22 protein-coding genes are annotated in these 20277 nt (G+C 32.5%); all 22 read left to right on the forward strand.

Annotated features, from left to right (window positions below):
• Positions 1-16: 16 nt before the first annotated feature.
• Positions 17-1108, forward strand: a complete 1092-nt coding sequence (locus BMX18_RS05335) for a glycosyltransferase family 1 protein (RefSeq protein WP_093815481.1) — start codon at positions 17-19, stop codon at positions 1106-1108.
• Between the two features lie 261 nt (positions 1109-1369).
• Positions 1370-2044: a DUF1919 domain-containing protein gene (locus BMX18_RS05340; RefSeq protein ID WP_093815483.1), complete on the forward strand. Its 675-nt coding sequence runs from the start codon at positions 1370-1372 to the stop codon at positions 2042-2044.
• 24 nt (positions 2045-2068) lie between these two features.
• Complete coding sequence (locus BMX18_RS05345; RefSeq protein WP_093815485.1) at positions 2069-2971, forward strand: glycosyltransferase family 2 protein; 903 nt, start codon at positions 2069-2071, stop codon at positions 2969-2971.
• Between the two features lie 40 nt (positions 2972-3011).
• Complete coding sequence (locus BMX18_RS05350) at positions 3012-4055, forward strand: glycosyltransferase family 4 protein (RefSeq protein WP_180366625.1); 1044 nt, start codon at positions 3012-3014, stop codon at positions 4053-4055.
• A gap of 29 nt (positions 4056-4084) precedes the next feature.
• Positions 4085-5323 (forward strand): O-antigen ligase family protein, encoded by a 1239-nt coding sequence (locus BMX18_RS05355; RefSeq protein ID WP_093815489.1) that lies wholly within the window; start codon positions 4085-4087, stop codon positions 5321-5323.
• Positions 5316-6356, forward strand: coding sequence for a DUF6625 family protein (locus BMX18_RS05360; RefSeq protein WP_093815491.1), 1041 nt, complete (start codon positions 5316-5318; stop codon positions 6354-6356). The genes BMX18_RS05355 and BMX18_RS05360 overlap by 8 nt, the downstream gene beginning before the upstream one ends.
• Entirely contained in the window at positions 6353-7795 is a 1443-nt protein-coding gene (locus BMX18_RS05365; protein WP_093815493.1) for a flippase, read from the forward strand. Before BMX18_RS05360 ends, BMX18_RS05365 begins: the two co-directional genes overlap by 4 nt.
• Before the next feature lie 21 nt (positions 7796-7816).
• Positions 7817-8095, forward strand: a complete 279-nt coding sequence (locus BMX18_RS05370) for an acyltransferase family protein (RefSeq protein WP_093815495.1) — start codon at positions 7817-7819, stop codon at positions 8093-8095.
• A gap of 357 nt (positions 8096-8452) precedes the next feature.
• Positions 8453-8764, forward strand: coding sequence for a hypothetical protein (locus tag BMX18_RS05375; protein ID WP_180366627.1), 312 nt, complete (start codon positions 8453-8455; stop codon positions 8762-8764).
• Positions 8765-8962: 198 nt separating this feature from the next.
• The gene (locus BMX18_RS05380; RefSeq protein WP_093815499.1) at positions 8963-10123 is read left to right on the forward strand and encodes an acyltransferase family protein; all 1161 of its coding nucleotides are present in this window, start codon (positions 8963-8965) and stop codon (positions 10121-10123) included.
• A 499-nt stretch (positions 10124-10622) separates the two neighbouring features.
• A complete protein-coding gene (locus tag BMX18_RS09555) occupies positions 10623-10841 on the forward strand; it encodes a Fic family protein (protein WP_093815501.1) in 219 nt (72 codons plus the stop codon).
• An 82-nt stretch (positions 10842-10923) separates the two neighbouring features.
• Positions 10924-11154: a helix-turn-helix domain-containing protein gene (locus tag BMX18_RS05390; protein ID WP_257609270.1), complete on the forward strand. Its 231-nt coding sequence runs from the start codon at positions 10924-10926 to the stop codon at positions 11152-11154.
• A 65-nt stretch (positions 11155-11219) separates the two neighbouring features.
• Positions 11220-12209 carry a hypothetical protein gene (locus BMX18_RS05395; protein WP_093815505.1) on the forward strand — a complete coding sequence of 330 codons (990 nt, stop codon included), beginning with the start codon at positions 11220-11222 and terminating at the stop codon, positions 12207-12209.
• A 125-nt stretch (positions 12210-12334) separates the two neighbouring features.
• The gene (gene rfbD / locus BMX18_RS05400) at positions 12335-13189 is read left to right on the forward strand and encodes a dTDP-4-dehydrorhamnose reductase (RefSeq protein WP_074868861.1); all 855 of its coding nucleotides are present in this window, start codon (positions 12335-12337) and stop codon (positions 13187-13189) included.
• Positions 13190-13372: 183 nt separating this feature from the next.
• Positions 13373-14926 carry a hypothetical protein gene (locus tag BMX18_RS09560; protein ID WP_093815507.1) on the forward strand — a complete coding sequence of 518 codons (1554 nt, stop codon included), beginning with the start codon at positions 13373-13375 and terminating at the stop codon, positions 14924-14926.
• Between the two features lie 418 nt (positions 14927-15344).
• The gene (locus BMX18_RS05410; RefSeq protein WP_074868857.1) at positions 15345-16151 is read left to right on the forward strand and encodes a dihydroorotate dehydrogenase electron transfer subunit; all 807 of its coding nucleotides are present in this window, start codon (positions 15345-15347) and stop codon (positions 16149-16151) included.
• A gap of 12 nt (positions 16152-16163) precedes the next feature.
• Positions 16164-17108, forward strand: a complete 945-nt coding sequence (locus tag BMX18_RS05415; RefSeq protein ID WP_093815509.1) for a dihydroorotate dehydrogenase — start codon at positions 16164-16166, stop codon at positions 17106-17108.
• A gap of 217 nt (positions 17109-17325) precedes the next feature.
• Positions 17326-18018 (forward strand): orotidine-5'-phosphate decarboxylase, encoded by a 693-nt coding sequence (pyrF, locus tag BMX18_RS05420; protein ID WP_074559858.1) that lies wholly within the window; start codon positions 17326-17328, stop codon positions 18016-18018.
• Positions 18019-18062: 44 nt separating this feature from the next.
• Entirely contained in the window at positions 18063-18386 is a 324-nt protein-coding gene (locus BMX18_RS05425) for an inorganic diphosphatase (RefSeq protein WP_039697056.1), read from the forward strand.
• Between the two features lie 14 nt (positions 18387-18400).
• A complete protein-coding gene (gene pyrE, locus BMX18_RS05430) occupies positions 18401-19030 on the forward strand; it encodes an orotate phosphoribosyltransferase (RefSeq protein ID WP_006532509.1) in 630 nt (209 codons plus the stop codon).
• 74 nt (positions 19031-19104) lie between these two features.
• Positions 19105-19605 carry a YbhB/YbcL family Raf kinase inhibitor-like protein gene (locus BMX18_RS05435; protein WP_093815511.1) on the forward strand — a complete coding sequence of 167 codons (501 nt, stop codon included), beginning with the start codon at positions 19105-19107 and terminating at the stop codon, positions 19603-19605.
• An 18-nt stretch (positions 19606-19623) separates the two neighbouring features.
• Positions 19624-20277 carry a uracil-DNA glycosylase gene (locus BMX18_RS05440; protein ID WP_074559862.1) on the forward strand — a complete coding sequence of 218 codons (654 nt, stop codon included), beginning with the start codon at positions 19624-19626 and terminating at the stop codon, positions 20275-20277.

The raw sequence follows: 20277 nt of genomic DNA on the forward strand, positions 1-20277 counted from the left end.
AGGTGTTCTAGGATAAATGAAAAAAATTAAAGTTGCTTTTATTACAAATCATCTTGATGTAATGGGAATTAGTGCTGTAATTATGAATTATAGTAAATCAATAAATCTAAAAAAATATGAGTTAACAATTATAGCAGGTAGTCCTATAGCAAGTCGTTATTTGAATGAGTGTAATTTATATGGAATTAAAATAATTGAGTTACCATCACGTCATCATGAATCTTTAAAACATTATTTTTATCTATATAAAGCGTTAAGGACTGGAAAATTTGATATTATACACGTTCATGGTAATAGTTCTATTATGGCTATTGAATTGACAATAGCTAAACTGGCGGGTGTAAAAAATAGGATAGCTCACTGTCATAATAGTACCTGTCCGAATATAACAGTCCATAGGTTTTTAGCCCCATATTTTAGCAAAATCTATACAAAAGCACTTTCTTGTGGGGTATTAGCTGGCGAATGGTTATTTGGAAAAGATAATTTTGAAGTTCTACCTAATGGTTTTCATACAGAAAAATTTAAGTTTAGTTTGGATAAAAGAAACAGCATACGTAAGAAACTTCAATTAGAAGATAAATACGTAATTGGCCATATCGGCCGTTTTAATCAACAAAAAAACCAAACATATTTACTTCGGGTATTTGAAGAAACTGCTAAGATAAATAAAGACGTATATTTGCTTTTAGTTGGTACAGGTCCAGATTTTGAAAAAGTTAAATCCTTGATCGAAACTCATCCACATAAAAATCGTATTATTTTGTATGGAGAGTCAAATGAACCTAATGCTTTATACTCAGCTATGGATCTTTTTGTCTTACCTTCTTTTCATGAAGGATTACCAGTAGTTCTACTAGAAGCTCAGATTTCTGGTTTACCGTGTTTAGTTTCAGATACTGTTACACGTGAAATGGATTTTGGTAATATTAGTTGGGCTTCAATTGAGGCTGATCCACAAATTTGGGCTGATGAAATTTTGAGAATAAAAGATAAAGTAAATATAGATAGAGAAACATACTATGAAAAAAATAGAAAACAAATTTTAGAGTATGATATAAGTAATAATGTGAAACAGCTGGAACGTATATACCAGGATTTCTTTTAATTTACTTGGGTGCGATAGAATTATCTTAGGTAGTTTATTTATTATTCAAGCGTAATGGTGAAATTTTTGATACTATACTAGATGTTATACATATTGAATAAAAAGATATTTTTGTTATAAAGTTCCTGTATTTCTTTTCTCTAGTCTAGCTTTTTTAATTTAGCTAATAAAGATATTGAAAGTAATGCTTTATTAATGCAAAAATAAATATTACTGTTTTTATAATAATTATAGAAGTATAATTATTTAAGGAGGTTTTAGATGTCATTTATTGAATTATTTCGTTTAAAATTTAGAAATCAAATTTATATCCCGCTAACTTGTAAAAAGCGTGGAAAAAAATTAAATGATAAAAATTTTACAATTATTTCTAATAATTGTTGGGGTGGAACGGTTTATGAAGCTCATAACTTGCCTAAAGAGTCACCTACAGTAGGATTGTTTTTTATGGCAAAGGATTATATTGAATTTTTATCTGATTTGAAAGGATATATAGAAGGAAAACTTACTTTTATTCAACCCGAAGATTCAAGATGGAAAGATTATGAAGAGGTTGGTGGAGATAAACGATTTGGTACATATCCAATAGGTTTATTATCGAATGGAAAGAATACTGTTGAAATTTTTTTCTTACATTATCATGATGAAAAAGAAGCCTATAATAAGTGGATGAGACGTATAAAAAGAATTAATTGGAAGAGGATTTTAGTAAAATTCAATGATCAAAATGGTTGCACAGAAAGAGATTTAAAACAATTTAATAATTTACCGTATGCTAATAAAATATTTTTTACTTGTAATAAGTGGTCAAATTTTCCTAATAAGAATGGTATATACATAAAACAATTTCCGAAATCAAAGACAGTAAGAGCTTCTTACGAACCATTTGGAAAAAATAGTAAAGTTAACATAACTAAGATTTTAAATTCATTATAAGTACGTTTGTGAAGTGGAGGTATTATGAAAATTGCGATTTTAATGTCAACATATAATGGGCAAGAATATTTAAATAAGCAATTAAAAAGTATTAGTGAACAAGATGTTGAAGCTGATGTTACTGTGTTTATACGTGATGACGGAAGTTCAGATGGTACATTAGATATTATAAGAGAATGGGAGAAAAAAATTGATATTGTTTTTTCAAGTGGGATAAACTCTGGTCCCGCTCTAAGCTTTTGGGAATTACTTAGTGATTCAAAAATTCAGGCTGATTATTATGCTTTTTGCGATCAAGATGATATTTGGGACAAAGATAAGTTAAGTGTTGCTGTCTCGTTACTTTCAAGTGATAAAGAGGCTAATCTATATGCTAGCAATTGTAGGATAATTAATGAGCGTGATGAGGTCATTAGTGAAAAGAGGCTTGAAGGATACCCTATAATCAATATAAATAGATTATTTGTTTCTGGTTTTACTCAAGGATGCTCTATCGTTTTTAAAAATTCATTACGTTCTTTTGTCATAGAGAAGAAGATTAGTTGTATCCCCATGCATGATTTAATACTATTACTCTATGCAATGCGCAATGGAAAAATTATTTGGGATACTTGCCCAAGATTTAGTTATAGAGTTCATTCTAATAATGTTGTTGCTAATGATAATAAATCATTTTTCAAAAAAATAGCAACAACAATTTGGAATTGGAAAAATAAAAAAAGAAATTCAATGTCAAAAGTAGCAGCAGAGATGGTAAAAAATATTGATAATTTATCAAAATCAGATAGAGACTTCTTAGAATGTGTTATAAATTATAAGTCTTCTACCAATTGTAAGAAAAAGTTACTTTTTAATGATAAGATTAGTAAATTACCACGAAGGATATTACTATCTTATCGGTTGCAAGTCATATTTAATTTATATTAAAGGGAGTTTTATAATGAATATATGTTTTGTATTACCTCAAATGCTTCGAAAACCAATTGGCGGTTATAAGATGGTTTATGAGTATGCAAATAGATTGTCTAATAATGGTCATAATGTTGCAATACTCTTTCTAAATGAGAATGCTTTGGAGAGATTTAAATTGCCATTTTGGTTGCGAAAAGCTTTCATTGAAGTGTTTACTCAGGTGGAACCAAAGTGGTTTAAACTGAATAAAAATATTACTAAGTACAGTAGTACGAATAGTAAAGAAATTGAGAAATTGGATAAAAAATTTGATCTTGCAATAGCTACTGGGGTTGATACTGTAGATAAAACAATTGAAATTTTTTCAAAGACAAAAAAGGCTTATTTTATACAAGATTATGAAAGTTGGGTTTATCCTGGAGAAAAAATTAATAATACTTTTAAAGCTGGGCTTGATAATATAGTTATTGCAGAATGGTTGCAAGATAAAGTGGAATCTTGTGCAGGTAAAACGCCTATTCTAATCAAGAATCCCATTGATACGAAGTTTTATAAAATGGAACGTCCTATTAATGAACGAAATTTATATACAATTGGACTTTTATATCATTCTGCTGAGCATAAGGGAACTAAGTATGCTTTTGAGGCAATTAATCAATTAAAAAAAATATATCCTAAACTTAAGGTAAAGATGTTTGGTACGTCACAACCTGATTTTACTTTACCGTCATGGATAGAATTTACATTAAATGCATCAAAAGAAGATACTGTAAAAATATATAATAGCGTGTCAATTTTTTTATGTGCTACAGTTTCTGAAGGTTTTGGATTAACAGGTTTAGAAGCAATGAGTTGTGGAGCAGTTTTAGTAAGTTCGGATTATGATGGGGTAAGAGAGTATGCGATTAATGGTGTTAATGCTTTGTTATCACCCATACGAGATTCAAATTCTTTGGTACAAAATGTTGTTTCAGTTTTTGAAGATGAATCATTGCGAAATACACTTTCTAAAAATGGAATTCAGTCTGCAAAAGAATTGACATGGGAAAATGCTATGGATAAATTTGAAACTTATTTGAGCTCCATTGATATGAATTGAGTTTATAAAACTATATTGGTGAAAGAAAAATGGTGAAGATTAGATATTTTGAAATTACTATGTTAGTAGTCATTATTTTGCAAAATGGTTTTTTAAAAAACCTACCAGCACTATTATTAATAATTCCGATTATATTAGGATTAATAAAATCAAATTGGAAATTAAGACCGTTAAACTCGAGAGAAATTTTAGTATTATTATATGGTAGTTATTTATTATTTATCTCGATTATCAATGTAAAAAATCTTTATAATCCGGTTAATGTTATCAATATTTTCATTCAATATTTGTTGATTTTCTTATCTGTACATATTTGCTATGATAAGATCCAAATAGACAAGTTCTTTATTTCATATAGAAATATAGGCGTAGTTTTGTCACTATTATGCGTTGTTGAACAAATTTTAAAAATTCATTTTTTTGACATATTTTTAGGTAAGGGTGGAATGTACTCAAAATATTCTTATAGGGTTTCTTCAATTTTTGGACATCCAATTTTGTGCGGAGTATTTTTGGTGATACTTCTTTTGACTCTTCTATATTTTTCGTACAAAAATATTTTTTTTCAATATATTGCAATTGTAGTAACTATTGCAGCGATACTTTTTACTCAATCTAGGAGCTCTTGGATTGCCACTATAGTAACTGTTTTTCTGTATTGGGTAAAAAAAAGAAAAATTACTTCTCAAAAAATACAAAGCAATAAGTTTCTTTTCTTTTTGTCATTTGTAATTCCAACTTTGGCTATTTTTATTTCTTTATTTTTTAATCATTTAAAGCTTTTTTTTACGAGTCTATTTGTTAGGGTTTCAGGATCCTTAGATGCAGGTGAAGGTCATATTGTTAGAATTGAAAATATTCTTAATTCTATAGATTTTTGGAATAGTGGTCATCATTTACAGTTGATATTTGGATCTGGGAAAAATGCAGGACTACTTTTTTTAATAAGTCATCCGGTATCTAAATTTGGTGGATTATTTGTTTGGAATTCTGCGCTTGATAATCAATATTTAACGATTGTACATGAGTGTGGTATTATTGGACTTATCCTTTTCTTACTAATGATGGTCGATTCGTTAATGACTATTCTAAGATCAGAGGATAAAATTAGATTACTAATTAATAGTTCATTATTATCTATTAATATAGTATTATTTTTCTTTGAAGGACTTGATTATGTAACGGTAGTTTTATTTTTAGTATTCTTATACGTAATAGATAATAAAGAAGTCAAAAATAAAGGTGAGGTAGAAATAGTATATGAGTAATAGAGTTTGTTTGATTATTCCTTATTTTGGGAAATTACCCAATTATTTTAATTTATGGACGTTATCGGCATCATACAATACAAATATAGACTTTTTGATTTTTTCAGATAACCCTGAGCCACAAAATTTGCCTAATAATATTTATTGGAAAAAGACTACTCTTGATTCAATTCGTAAAAAAGCTAGCAGCCTTGTTGATTTTACGATAAATCTTGAAAAGCCTTACAAATTGTGTGATTATAGGCCAGCTTATGGTGAAATTTTTAAAGATTATATCAATAGTTATGAGTGGTGGGGATTTTGTGATCTCGATGTTATTCTCGGAGATTTGTCAAGATATATTACCGATGAAAAGTTAGATAATTATGAAAAAATTCTTGAACTGGGTCCGTTGACCTTTATGAAGAATACTGAGAGAATAAATACTTTATGGAAATTAAAGTCAAAAAATTGTTGGTCATATAAGCAGGCATTTAAATATGATAAATCATTCCATTTTGATGAAGGTGGAGGGTTATCGTTTATTGCTTTGAATAATGGAGTTAGGACATATTCAGAAATTCCAACTGAAATGAGTTTTGCAGATATAGATCCTTTTATGAATGGGTTTAGACTTTCTTATGTGAATAAAGAGGAGTACTTTATTTTCTTGTGGAAAGATGGAAAATTATTTGGATACTATTTTGATAAAGATTCAAATGTAGTGAGAAAAAAAGAATATACTTACTTACATCTTCAAAAACGAAGGATGATTTTTAAGGATGAAGTAGGTGATTTTGAAAGTAAAGGTTTTATTATTTCACCAAATTCTTTTTCACTTAATCATAACTGCAATATAACATCTTCTGATATTTTACAAACAATTTATTATCCAGGAAACAAGAGTAACAAGAAATCTTTGATTAATCGTATAAAAAATGTACATTTAGGTTGTTATATCAGATGTAAAATTATTCAAAAAATTAATAATATTCCTTTTCTGGGAAATGAAGAATACTTTGAAATTTTAAAATCTAATAAGGAAATAGAATGATTAGTAAAAAAATAGTAAAAAATACAGCGTATAATTTTGCATACAATCTTTTGAATGTTATTTTTCCTCTTGTAACAGTTCCAGTTGTTTCAAGAGTATTGTTGAGTTCAGGATTGGGTAAAGTGAACTATGCTTCTAACATAGTGGGATGGTTTACTTTATTTGCTGCACTAGGAATTCCAAGATATGGTGTAAGAGAGGTTGCAAAGCGAAAAACTAATCAATTAGAATTAAATAAATGTTTTTCTGAGATATTTTTGATAAATACTGTCAGTACAATAATTTCTTCCTTAGCATATGTTACATCTATTATTGTATTCCCATACTTTAGAAAAGAAGTATTACTTTATTTTGTTGCTGGAGTACAGTTATTTTTTAATGTTTTTAACGTTGATTGGTTCTACCAAGGTATAGAAGAATATGGATATATTACCAAACGATCTTTTTTTGTAAAGTTAATCTCTTTGATTGCAATTTTGTGTTTGGTAAGATCTAGGGAAGATTATATTATATATGCTTTAATACAAAATATTGCAACAATCGGTAATTATGTTTTAAATGTTATCCATTTGAGAAAATATATATCATTTTCCAACGATAAATTACATTTCAAAAAACATTTAAAATCAATTTTCTTATTACTATCAACCACATTAGCAATTAGTATTTACTCATTGTTAGACGTAACAATGGTAGGAGCTTTTTGTGGTGATAGCGCAGTTGGGTATTATACAAATGTCCACAAGATTATTAACACACTAGCAATTGTTTCTACATCATTGGGTGGGGTACTATTGCCGCAGCTAGTTTCTTATTATTCAAAAAATGAATTAGGAAAATTAGAAGAACTGTCTGAAAAAGTTTTAAGTATCATTTTAGTGGTAACCGTTCCTATATCAACTGGACTTTTTATACTGTCACCGTATATTGTTAGTGTATTATTTGGGAATGATTTTATTCCAGCAATACCTACTATGAAAATATTTGCTCCTTTTATAGTTCTTAATACTTTAGGTAATTTTTATGGAACACAACTATTAATGGCATTTAATAAAGAGAAAGAGCTACTTTATACTGTAGTTATTGGAGCAATATTAAATTTTATGTTAAATATTCTTTTAATAAGGATAATACAGCAAAATGGGGCAGCTATTGCATCAGTTGTTGAGGAATTGATAGTTATGCTTATTCAGAGACATATAGCGAAAAAGGCTGTAAGAATTAATATAAATTATTTTGAAGTAGTCAAAATTATGTTAATGAATGCTTTTTTGATAATAAGTGTATTATTGGTTTGCAGTATTTTTTCAAATCCATTAATCATTATGGTAGTTTCGTTTTTAATTGGAGTAGTTTCGTATGCGCTAATAGGTTATATTGTTAAAGAAGAAGTAGTATGCACTATTATTAATAAAAAATCAAAGTCAATTGATTTTTAAATAAATTTTTTAGGAGAACAAATGAAAAAGAGAATAGTAGAACTCGATATAGCTAAAGCTATATCGATTGCAATAATTGTTTTTTCACATTTGACATTTTCAGGACAATTTCAGAGAAATTTTGTATCCTTATTTGATGTTCCTGTTTTTTTCATTCTATCTGGTTTTTTTAAGAATACTAGTTTTAAAGAGTCTATATCTGAAGGGATAAAAAGATATTTAGTGCCAGCCTACTTTTTTTTACTATTGGATATTTTTAAAGATATTTTTATATCAAATGGTTTTGTATCTTTTTTTTAATATTGAGTATTTTTTCTAGGTGGTGCATTTAGAAATTATCCACTTTGGTTTTTGGTAGTTCTGTTTTGTTTAATTGTTATATTTAATTTCATAAAAAACGACAAAGTAAGATTGATTATATCAGTTCTATTGATTATAAGTAACAATTTTATTAAAATTCCTTTTAATGGTTATTTCTGGCCAATATGTATTCTTTTATGTTGGATATTTATTAAGGAAAAAATCTGTTGCTTTGAATAAGAGAAAAAAATTTATAATTTTCTAGTATCACTTATTCTTTTAACTATAATGACTAAAATATTTGGATATAACAGTATGATTGAACAAATATTCACCAAGAGTTACATTTTATTTTTTGTGGCAGGATTGGTTGGATTTTATAATATTATTTCCTTGAGTAATATTATTGTAAATATACCATTTAGAAAATATATTATATCTATTGGATTACATACAAAGTTTATTTTGATTACACACTATTATTTATGTAGAGGGTTAGTAGTTAAATTTTTAGTGGTAGTGGGACTTGAAATTCAAAAATATGATGTTTTTTTTCAATTAATTGCAACATTAATTATTATTTTTATGTATGGAGCTTTTTTTGAACTTTTTGATAAATATGGTTCTAGTTATATGAAACGAATAGTTAAAAAAATTAGTATTTTATAACTATATATTAAAATAATATTTTGTCCCATACGACTAAAGGCTATAGTTTGACCTCTTTAATCTTTAGTCAATGGTGTGACAAAAATACTTGACCAGAACATAGTTTATAAGTATTTTTGTTTATATTATATTCAAACAATTTTTGATATATAATAAAAATTGTCAGAATTTATCATATTGAAATTGAAAGGTTTGGTAATGGATTACAAAGAACAAACATTTATTAATCATCCAGCAAAGGTTCGTAATTCAAGCATTGAATTATTGAAGATTATTGCGATACTCTTAATTGTGGTTAGCCATGTTGTTCAAACACTTTATACACCTAATGATATGGTAAACATGCAAGATTACATATTAGGTATATCTACTTCAACAACAAATATACAATGTTTAATCTTAGCGATGTTACAATCTAGTGGTGCTTTTGGCAATACTATATTTTTTATATGCAGTGCTTGGTTTTTACTAGATAGCAGTAAAGTGAATAAGAAAAAGATGCTGCAAATGCTGTTAGATATATGGGTTGTATCTATTATAATTCTTATTACTGTTTATTTTTTGAGAGGTGGGGATATTGGTTTAGTGATGATCATAAAACAAATATTTCCTATAACTTTTCAAAATAATTGGTATGTGACATGTTATTTGCTTTTTTATCCAATACATCCATTTTTGAATTTGATAATTAGCAAAATAAATCAAAAAACGTTATTTAGGACATCTTTTATTTTGTCATTTTTATATATTGGAGTAAATTTTGTACAAGATGGACATTTCTTTACCTCTCGACTGATTTTATGGGTTACACTTTATTTAGTAATTGCTTACATGAAATATTACCTTGTAGATATATCAAATGATTTTAAAATTAATATTAGATTATTCATTGTAGGATTTGTAGGAAATTACGGAATAATAGCTTTGACTAATTTTTTAGGACTACACATTGGTGTTTTTAATGATAAACTACTAAGATGGGGGTCTAATTGTAGTCCGTTTATTATATTAATGGTAATCGGCATGTTAAATATTGCTAGAAATATTCATTTTGAAAATAGTATTGTAAATTATATATCGAAGTTATCATTATTGATATATATAATCCATGAAAATATTTTGCTTAGAACATACTATAGACCCTTGATGTGGCAATGGGTATATACGAATATGGGGTATAGTCATGTGTTACTTTGGACGATCATTCTTACTGTAATAGTGTTTACTTTTGGATTAGTTGCAAGTATTATATATAAAAATACAATTCAAAAATGTGTTACAAAATTTATTAATGCTACATATCCGTCATTATGCAAGAAATACGCGAAATTTGAAATGCTATTATTAAGACTTCATTGATATAGGCTATAAAAATACAGTGCTATAATTAAGACTTAGCAATCATAACTAGTGCTAAGTCGTTTTTAGCCTCTTTGTCAACTGTAGTTGGTAGTAAAGTTACGCTCTAGCGAGAACAATTTTTGTTCTCGCTTTTTTTATTCGGAAATTTTTAAAATCAAAAAAGTAGTAAGTAGTGTAGAACGAAATTATTAAATTAAAAATGAATATCAAATTTGCTTCAATTTTAAAAAAATGCTAAAATATTGAAAATGATTTTGAAAAAACTGAGTCTCTATCAGATTATAGAGAGATTTATGATAAGCTTTTTTTAGATGAAATTCCAGATAGTGACAAACCAGATGGTGACTTATTTAGAACGGGTTTGGTATTCGTGTCTGGTGGGAATATGTCCATCAAGGTGATGTAAGTGAAGCTGCAATCAATGATGATTTGACAAAACTAATTATTTTTATGAATGACCCTAAGTGTCCTTCTCTTGTAAAAGTAATCATTACACATTACTTTTTTTGAGTATGTCCATCCATTTTATGATGGTAACGGACGGATGGGAAGTTTTTTGTTGTCATCTTGTATCGCGAGAAAGACTGACTTACTGACTGGAATATCTTTATCAGAAGTAATAAATCAAAATTGCAAAGAGTACGAAGAAGCATTCCTTCAAGTTTCTCATCCAAGAATAGAGGAGAAATCACGATATTTATTGGCAAATTGTTGAAACTTATTGAAAATGGTCAAAAGAACATGTTATTTAAGCTTGATAAACTAAATAGTTAAACGAAAGAATTAAGAATCTTGGAATTTCAGAAATTGAAATGAATCTGTTTTTTGTTTTGGCACAAAATGAGTTGTTTGATTTGAGTCATCATCAATTGTCAAATAAGAACTTATTAGAGATTTTAAAAGATGAAAAATATGCACGAACAAAACTTGATAAAGCAATGAAAGAACTTGAATCAAAAGGCTATGTCACTAAAATCAAAAAATCCCCAGTGACATATAAGCTTGCTATTGATTTCTTTGAAGACTAGTGCTGAGAGAGGTGGTCCATACTCTCTCTTTTAGAATTTGTATTTATATTAAGTAGGAAGGAAAAGTGGAATTGGTATTAGATGACAAAATGCTTGAAAAAGTAGACGAGTCTGCTGTTTTAGCCCGTCGATTAATTATGGGTGAAGAAAGGGATAATGCTAAGATTTTTGAAAAAGCTATGGAATATGGTGTTGGAATTTATTTAGTAGAAAGCGAAGACTACGATGCTTTTTCAAAAATTGAGAACAACAAACCCATAATCTATTTAAATAAAACACTAGATGAGAGTAGACGCATTTATGCGACCGCATGTGAGTTGGGGATGATTTTCTTAGGTTCAGCTTCTAAATGGTTGTTTACAAGAGATTATCCTAGTGATTCAAAATCATTAGTTCACATATGCTATAAAAATAAAAATCCAAAAATTCAGCAAGATGATGATAGGGTTGCTGAAAGATTTGCCAATGTCTTCTTATTTAAGGCTGCTGAGTTTACTAAAAAAGAGATAGAAGAAAAGTTAAAATCTTTTGTTAAAGAGTTTAATAATCATTCAATTCGAATAGGTGGACCTTCAGCAACAGGTAGGATTACAATTTATAACAATTCTAGTAGTCCGGTTGAAACAGCAAGTGAACTCAAAATCATTGAAAAGATTGAAAAAAGTAAAGAAGATTATCATGAAAAACTTTTGAAAGAACAAGCAAGACGACAAACTCTTGTAAATGATTGGATTGATGATTTAACTAATCCTCTTTTAAAAGAGGTAAATGCTAAAAATAAATTCCGACCATTTGTTTTAATTGTTTATGCACTATATTTCTTTAAAATTACTTGTTGGATTATCGAAAAAATTAATTTTTTACAAAAAGATGATTTTACAGGTAATGAAACAGTAATTGTTAATTTTCTTATTACAGGTTTATTTGTCAATCTTATAGGGTTAGTAATGGTTATTTTCAAATATCTTTTTGATGAAAATAATACTTCTTTTTTAGGTTTAAACGATTTAATTTCAAAGGTAATTCAACACGAAGAAGAGAATGAAGATAAATAATTCTATTTCTTTTTCTAATAATCCCCGCTCTTTACTGCTTTTTCTGAAAAAATAGTGTAAAATAGTAGGGAATGATTTAAAAGGGTTACAGGCCTTTAGATATTAAAAAAACGAGGAGTGCTAAAATGATTTTAGTTACAGGTGCCAATGGGCAATTAGGAACAGAATTACGTTATCTTTTGGATGAACGTGGTGAGGAGTATGTAGCGGTTGACGTTGCAGAAATGGACATCACTAATGCTGAAAAAGTTGATGAAGTATTTGCACAAGTAAAACCAACACTTGTTTACCACTGTGCGGCATACACTGCGGTTGATGCGGCTGAAGATGAAGGTAAAGAACTTGATTACGCGATTAACGTAACAGGTACTGAAATCGTAGCTAAAGCTGCAGCAAAATATGGTGCAACTCTTGTTTACATTTCAACTGACTACGTTTTTGATGGTAAAAAACCAGTTGGTCAAGAATGGGAAGTTGATGATACTCCAGATCCTCAAACTGAATACGGTCGTACAAAACGCTTGGGTGAAGAAGCAGTTGAAAAATACGCTGAAAAATTCTACATCATCCGTACAGCTTGGGTATTTGGTAACTATGGTAAAAACTTTGTTTTCACAATGCAAAACCTTGCCAAAACTCATGACACATTGACTGTTGTTAATGACCAACACGGTCGTCCAACTTGGACTCGTACTTTGGCTGAATTCATGACTTACTTGACAGAAAACCAAAAAGAATTTGGTTACTACCACTTGTCAAATGATGCTACTGAAGATACAACTTGGTATGACTTCGCGGTTGAAATCTTGAAAGATACTGATGTTGTCGTTAAACCAGTTGATTCAAGCCAATTCCCAGCAAAAGCAAAACGTCCACTTAACTCAACAATGAGTCTTAAAAAAGCAAAAGCTACTGGTTTTGTCATTCCAACTTGGCAAGAAGCTTTGCAAGAATTCTACAAACAAGACGTTAAAAAATAATCTTAATAAATAGAAGAAACTGAGTTACGACTCGGTTTCTTTTTTGGTTTAAATATATCGTTCGGTTTTTCTTTTTATTTTCAGGCTTCTTGTCTTTTTTTCGTTGTCCTTTTGCCTATTATATGATATATTAGTAGTAAAAGATTGTAATAAAAATGTAATATAAATTGTAAGGTGAGTGTGATGGTAGTGAAGAAAGATATGAACTCAAATGGACATCGTTTATTAATTCAAAAATTACTTGTCAGCATTCATTACCTAACACTTTTCAGAGATGAGATTGTTTTGGTTGAGAAGACCCCATCTTTATTGGGGGCTTCTTTTTCGCCAAATGTTGTGCAATCAGAGTTAGGTGAAATTTTGGCAGCAGTGGATGCGCTTTCTAAGCAAGAAAAGTTGATTAAGTCAACTTTCTGGTATGATGAAGCGTCATTCAGATTGATGAATCACTCTTTGGATATTGTCGGTACTTGGGTTCGTGGGATTGATAACGTCTTAGAAATTTGCGAGTCTAAGTCTGTTTTCCATGCGATTTTGGGTGATAATCGTCAACGTGTTTTTGGTGTTTTGATTGATGTTTTTACCTCTCTTCGTGTGACAAATTTATCAATCAAAGAAGAATCTGAATACCCTCTTTTGGTCGATCCGCTACAAGTTGTGGAATACAAGAAAAGAGAAGTCAAAAAAGCAGAGCTAATGGCTAAGATTGATGCCTTGACGCCAAGAAAATCTGAAGAAGTTTATGATGACAGTAAAGACGAAAAAGTTGAGTCTATCCCAGAATTAGTAGAAAAAGAATTAGCTAAAGAAAAAGCAGCTAAGTCCGAAAAAGTTCTTGGACCAGGCGAATTAAAAGAAGTTGTTAAAGAAAATGACGAAGTAGCCGATAACCAAGAAGCTGCTGAGGAAGCCCTTGAAACTGTCGTTACTGACGAAGCAGAAACTGTTGAAACTACTGATGCTGAAGAAGATACTCCTCAAACTGAAGAAGTAAGCGAATCAGTTGACGAAGAACCAGTTGTTGAGGTGGAAAATTCTGACGAGGAGAATGAAGAGCAATTTCAAGAAGTGACTCAATCTCCTGAAGAAGAAACTGAACAAGAAGTCTTAGAAGAAGCAGAGCTTGAAGAAGTTTCTGATGAAAATGAAGAAATTGAAGAAACTGCAGAACTAGAAGTTGAAGACGACCTTGTCGAGGCAGAAGAGCCTGAGACAGTTGAGTTGGAAGAACCAGCTGACGAAGTTGCCACGAGCGATGAAAAACAAGTTAGCGATAACGAAGTGGTTGAGGAAGTACTTCTTGACGAAGAATCTGAAGAGCAAGAATCAAAAGAGTCTGAATTTCCAGTAATCAGTCGTGATGAGGCTGTTAAACAGTTTCGTCACTTCCTTTTCGACCATAAAGGTTTGGTGTGTGTCTTGGATGCTGGAGATGATTTGAAGCGCGAGATTAACTTCCACAATGCGTTTGATCGTTTTTACGGTGCAGTAGATAATATTTCAGATTGTTTGGTTATCCTTGAAAATGTTTTGGATGAATTACGCCGCCGTAAAAAAGAAGTCTTTGATGCAGAAGGAAATTTGATTAGCGAACCGACTGAACCAATCAATCTATTGGTTTACGGACAAAATATCTTGCTAGAAGATAGTCGCTTTGAAACCTTGATGTCAGAAATCGCCCCATTTACCGGACGCTCTGATTTACACATCTATTCTTATGCAGCATATCTAGATTAAAAAAACAGTCCAGTGGACTGTTTTTTCATGAGCCTGAAAATAAGAAAGCGAATAAGTCCAGTGGACAGTTTTTTCATGAGCCTGAAAATAAGAAAGCGAGTTAAGTCCAGTGGACAGTTTTTTACGAGCCTAAAAATAAGAAAGCGAGTTAAGTCCAGTGGACAGGTTTTTCACAAGCCTAGAAATAGAAGAGCGAGCTAAGTCCATCAGAAACTTACAAAAATAATTGACAAGCAAATGAAAACGCGTTATAATAGTGAAAATTTGAAAACCTTTAATTAAGTCCAGAGAGACTTTCAAGGTTACTGTAAAAAAGAGTGTGATCTCTGATAAAGGGTATGAGTGTACTTTGGTGTGCTCTGCTTATTTTGCTGTAACCTTGCCTTCTGGCGAGGTTTTTTTGTGTGAAAGGAACACTATGAATTCAAGTTGTAAAGACAAAACTTCTGTGTTAAAAGAAGATTTACTGATTGTTAGTCAACGTGAGATTGCCCCACGCATTTTTGAGATGAAGCTTTCTGGTGAGATGGTCTTGGACATGGCACCTGGTCAATTTTTGCACTTGCGTGTGCCGGACCCTAGCAAACTTTTACGACGTCCGATTTCGATTTGTCAGATTGATAAGGTCAATAAAGTGGCAACGATTGTTTACCGAGTAGAACGTGCTGGGACGGCTATTTTATCTCAGCTAAAAGCTGGTGATCGCGTTGATACCATGGGACCTCAGGGAAATGGCTTTGATCTGTCAGTCGTCTCAGCTGGTCAAACGGCTCTTCTCATCGGTGGGGGTATTGGTGTTCCGCCTTTGGTTGAAACAGCTAAGCAGCTTGCTGCTAAGGGTGTTGAAGTCGTTTCTGTGCTTGGCTTTGCGACTAAAGATGCTGTAATTCTAGAAGAGGAACTGTCAGCTTACGGTAAAGTTTATGTGACAACAGATGATGGCTCATATGGTATTAAGGGTTATGTGTCAACGGTTGTCGATGATTTGGTTGAAAAGCAGTCGTTTGATGCCATTTATTCATGTGGTGCGCCCGGTATGCTAAAATATGTGGACAAGAAATTTGAAAATCACCCACATGCTTATCTGTCAATGGAATCACGTATGGCTTGTGGCATGGGAGCTTGTTACGCTTGCGTAGTACATTTGCGAAATGCTAAAGAAGCAGCCAACAAGCGCGTGTGTGAAGATGGTCCAGTCTTTGAAACTGGTCAAATCATTTTGTAAGGAGGCAAAATCATGTCAGAAAATCGTTTAGCGGTCAAACTTCCAGGGCTTGATTTGAAAAATCCGATTATCCCAGCGTCAGGATGTTTTGGTTTTGGACAAGAATATGCCAAATATTATGATTTGGATAAACTTGGCTCAATCATGATTAAGGCAACGACCAAGGATGCGCGTTTTGGTAATCCGACGCCTCGTGTGGCAGAAACACCGTCAGGCATGCTAAATGCTATTGGGCTGCAAAACCCTGGTGTTGACGTGGTTTTGTCAGAAAAACTGCCTTGGTTAGCTGAGCATTTCCCAGAATTGCCAATGATTGCTAATGTTGCAGGATTCTCAAACGACGAATACGCTTATGTGTCAGAAAAGATTTCAAAAGCTCCAAACGTCAAAGCAATTGAGCTTAACATCTCATGTCCGAATGTTGACCACGGTAATCATGGCCTTTTGATTGGTCAGGTACCAGAATTGGCTTATGCTGCTGTTAAAGCCAGTGTTGAGAACTCAGATGTGCCAGTCTATGTCAAGTTAACACCAAGCGTCGCTGACATTACGACAGTTGCTAAGGCTGTTGAAGAAGCCGGTGCGACAGGATTTACCATGATTAATACTTTGGTTGGTATGCGATTTGATTTAAAAACTCGTAAACCAATCATTGCCAATGGTACTGGAGGTATGAGCGGTCCAGCGGTCTTTCCAGTAGCGCTTAAGCTCATTCGTCAAGTAGCGCAAAGTTCTGATTTGCCAATTATTGGTATGGGTGGTGTTGATTCGGCAGAAGCAGCCATTGAGATGATGATTGCTGGTGCGTCAGCTATCGGTGTTGGAACAGCAAACTTTGCAAATCCTTACGCTTGTCCAAATATCATCGATCGTTTGCCAGAAGTCATGGATCAATATGGCATCACAGATCTCGAGACTCTACGTCGTGAAGTTCGTCAAGAATTACGCGGCAAATAAGCTCTGCTATTTGATTAAAAAGTCAGTAAATTTTTGACTTTGATTGTAAAAAAAGATATAATATTAACAACTGAATAACCTTTAATTGAGTCCAGAGAGGCGAGAAAGGTTCGTGAAAAAAAGAAGATGTAATCTTTGATAATGGGGTGTTTGCTACCCTGCTTTTCGTGTAACCTCGCCCTCGGGCGGGGTTTTCTTTATAGAAAAAGGAGAAAAAATGCACGAAAGTCGTCCGATTATTGCTCTTGATTTTCCATCATTTGATGATGTGAAATCATTTCTTGCTTTGTTCCCTGCAGATGAGAAGCTCTATGTCAAGATTGGTATGGAACTTTATTATGCTGAAGGGCCAGAGATTGTTCGTTATGTGAAATCTCTTGGACACTCAGTTTTCCTAGATTTGAAATTACATGACATTCCGAATACGGTTAAATCAGCCATGCGTGTGCTTTCAAATCTAGGTGTGGACATGACCAATGTTCACGCAGCTGGTGGTGTTGAGATGATGAAAGCGGCGCGCGAAGGTCTTGGACAAGGTCCAAAACTGATTGCAGTAACTCAATTAACCTCAACATCAGATGAACAAATGAAAGCAGACCAAAACATTCAGACAAGCTTGGTTGATTCTGTGCTTCATTATGCGAAAAAAGCTGAAGAAGCTGGTCTTGATGGCGTTGTCTGCTCGGCTTGCGAGGTTGCCGTTATCAAAGAGGCAACGTCAGAGGATTTCGTTTGCTTGACACCAGGTATTCGTCCTGCGGGAGCTTCGGTTGGTGACCAAAAACGCGTCATGACGCCAAGTCAAGCATCAGCTATCGGATCAAGTTATATCGTTGTTGGACGACCAATTACTAAAGCTGAAGATCCAGTGGCAGCTTACAAAGCGATTTACGACGAGTGGAATGCTTAGTATTGGAATACTAAAATTGTTTTAGAGTTGGTATGGAGTTAACAATGAGGAAATCTTACACAGCGGTTATTGATAGACCAATCGGTTATCAAGATAGATACGGGAATAACTATCCAATCAATTATGGTTACATTCCAAATCTGATTGGAGGTGACGGTGAGTGGCAAGATGTCTATATTATTTCAGAGAATGTCTCAGCTCCCCTAGAAGTATTTGAAGGGGAATTAGTAGCCATTATTCATCGTGCTGATGATGTGGAGACTAAATGGATTTTAACAACCGCTGGTGAAATAGTTACTTATGACCAAATAAAACAAGCAACCCATTTTTTAGAACAATATTTTACATCAACCATTGAGTTATTATAGAAAAGAGGAATAAAATGACTTTAGCATCACAAATTGCATCAGATTTGCTTGATATTCAAGCAGTTTACTTAAAACCAAATGATCCATTTACATGGGCATCTGGAATCAAATCACCAATTTACACAGATAACCGTGTGACTTTGTCTTACCCAGAAACACGTACTTTGATTGAAAATGGTTTTGTTGACAAAATCAAAGAAGAATTTCCAGAAGTTGAAGTGATTGCCGGAACTGCAACAGCTGGTATCCCACACGGTGCCATTATCGCTGATAAGATGAATCTTCCATTTGCTTACATTCGTAGCAAACCCAAAGATCACGGTGCTGGAAATCAAATCGAAGGTCGTGTAAGAAAAGGTCAAAAAATGGTTGTCGTTGAAGACCTTATCTCTACTGGCGGTTCAGTCCTTGAAGCCGTTGCAGCTGCAGAACGTGAAGGTGCTGATGTTATCGGCGTGGTTGCCATCTTCACTTATGAATTGCCAAAAGCAACTGAAAACTTTGAAAAAGCAGGTGTAAAACTTGTAACACTTTCTAACTACACAGAGCTTATCAAAGTGGCTAAAGTGCAAGGTTACATCACTGCTGATGATTTGACATTGTTACGTAAGTTCAAAGAAAATCAAGAAACTTGGCGTGACTAATTGAGTTAGTATTTGGCTACTAAGGTGAAAAAACTTTGGTGGCCTTCTTGGTTTAAACATGGAAAGGGGTTATAATGAAACTATCATCACCATTTAAAGATAATGTTTTACCAGATACCTATGCTAAAGGGGCTAGTGTTCAAGTGAGAGGAAACGCTGTGATTTCTTTTCCTTTTACGATTGAGGATGCTCCCAAAGGAACAAAGACATTTGCTTGGACCTTTGTTGACTATGATTCTATTCCAGTTTGTGGCTTTGCTTACATTCACTGGGTAGTGGCTAATGTTCCTAGTGATATGACAGCTATCTCAGAGGATTTTTCTCGTCTAGATGCTAAGCACACTCATGGTAAAAATAGCTTGGTTAGCAAGTTTTTAAATGAGGATAACTCAGATATTTATGATGGTTATATGGGACCATATCCACCGGATAAAGACCATGTTTATACCCTTACGGTCTATGCTTTGGATTGTGAATTGCCACTTGAAAATGGTTTTTACATGAATGATTTGCGACATGCTATGGATGGTCATGTCTTGGCAAAAAAAAAGCTAGATTTAGTAGGGAAATACTAAAACTAACGAGGAGTGAACATGCAACATTCAACTTGGCATGAATTAATTAAAAAGGAATTACCAGAGCATTATTTTGGGCAAATCAATCAGTTTATGGACTTCGTCTATCAACAAGAATTGGTTTACCCACCACGTGAAAAAGTCTTTAACGCGATTCAGACAACAGCACTAGAAAATGTAAAAGTTGTCATCATTGGTCAGGATCCTTATCATGGTCCGAATCAAGCACAAGGTTTGTCATTTTCAGTGCCAGAAGACATTCCAGCTCCGCCATCTTTGCAAAATATTTTGAAAGAATTGGCAGACGATTTAGGGCAACGTGACCACCACGATTTAACACCGTGGGCACAGCAAGGAGTGCTTCTTTTAAATGCTTGCTTGACAGTTCCAGCTGGTCGTGCAAATGGGCATGCTGGTCAAATCTGGGAACCTTTCACAGATGCGATTATCAAGGTGGTTAACCAAAAAGAAACACCTGTTGTCTTTATCTTGTGGGGCGGCTTTGCACGTAAGAAAAAAGCTCTCATTACCAATCCTATCCATCATGTCATTGAAAGTGCGCATCCAAGTCCACTCTCAGCTTATCGAGGATTTTTTGGCAGCCACCCTTTCTCAAAAGCTAACGCTTATTTGACAGAGGATGGCCTCGAACCAATTGATTGGTTGAAATAA

The organism is Streptococcus sp. 45, assembly GCF_900108865.1.
GTDB classification, from domain to species: domain Bacteria; phylum Bacillota; class Bacilli; order Lactobacillales; family Streptococcaceae; genus Streptococcus; species Streptococcus ruminicola.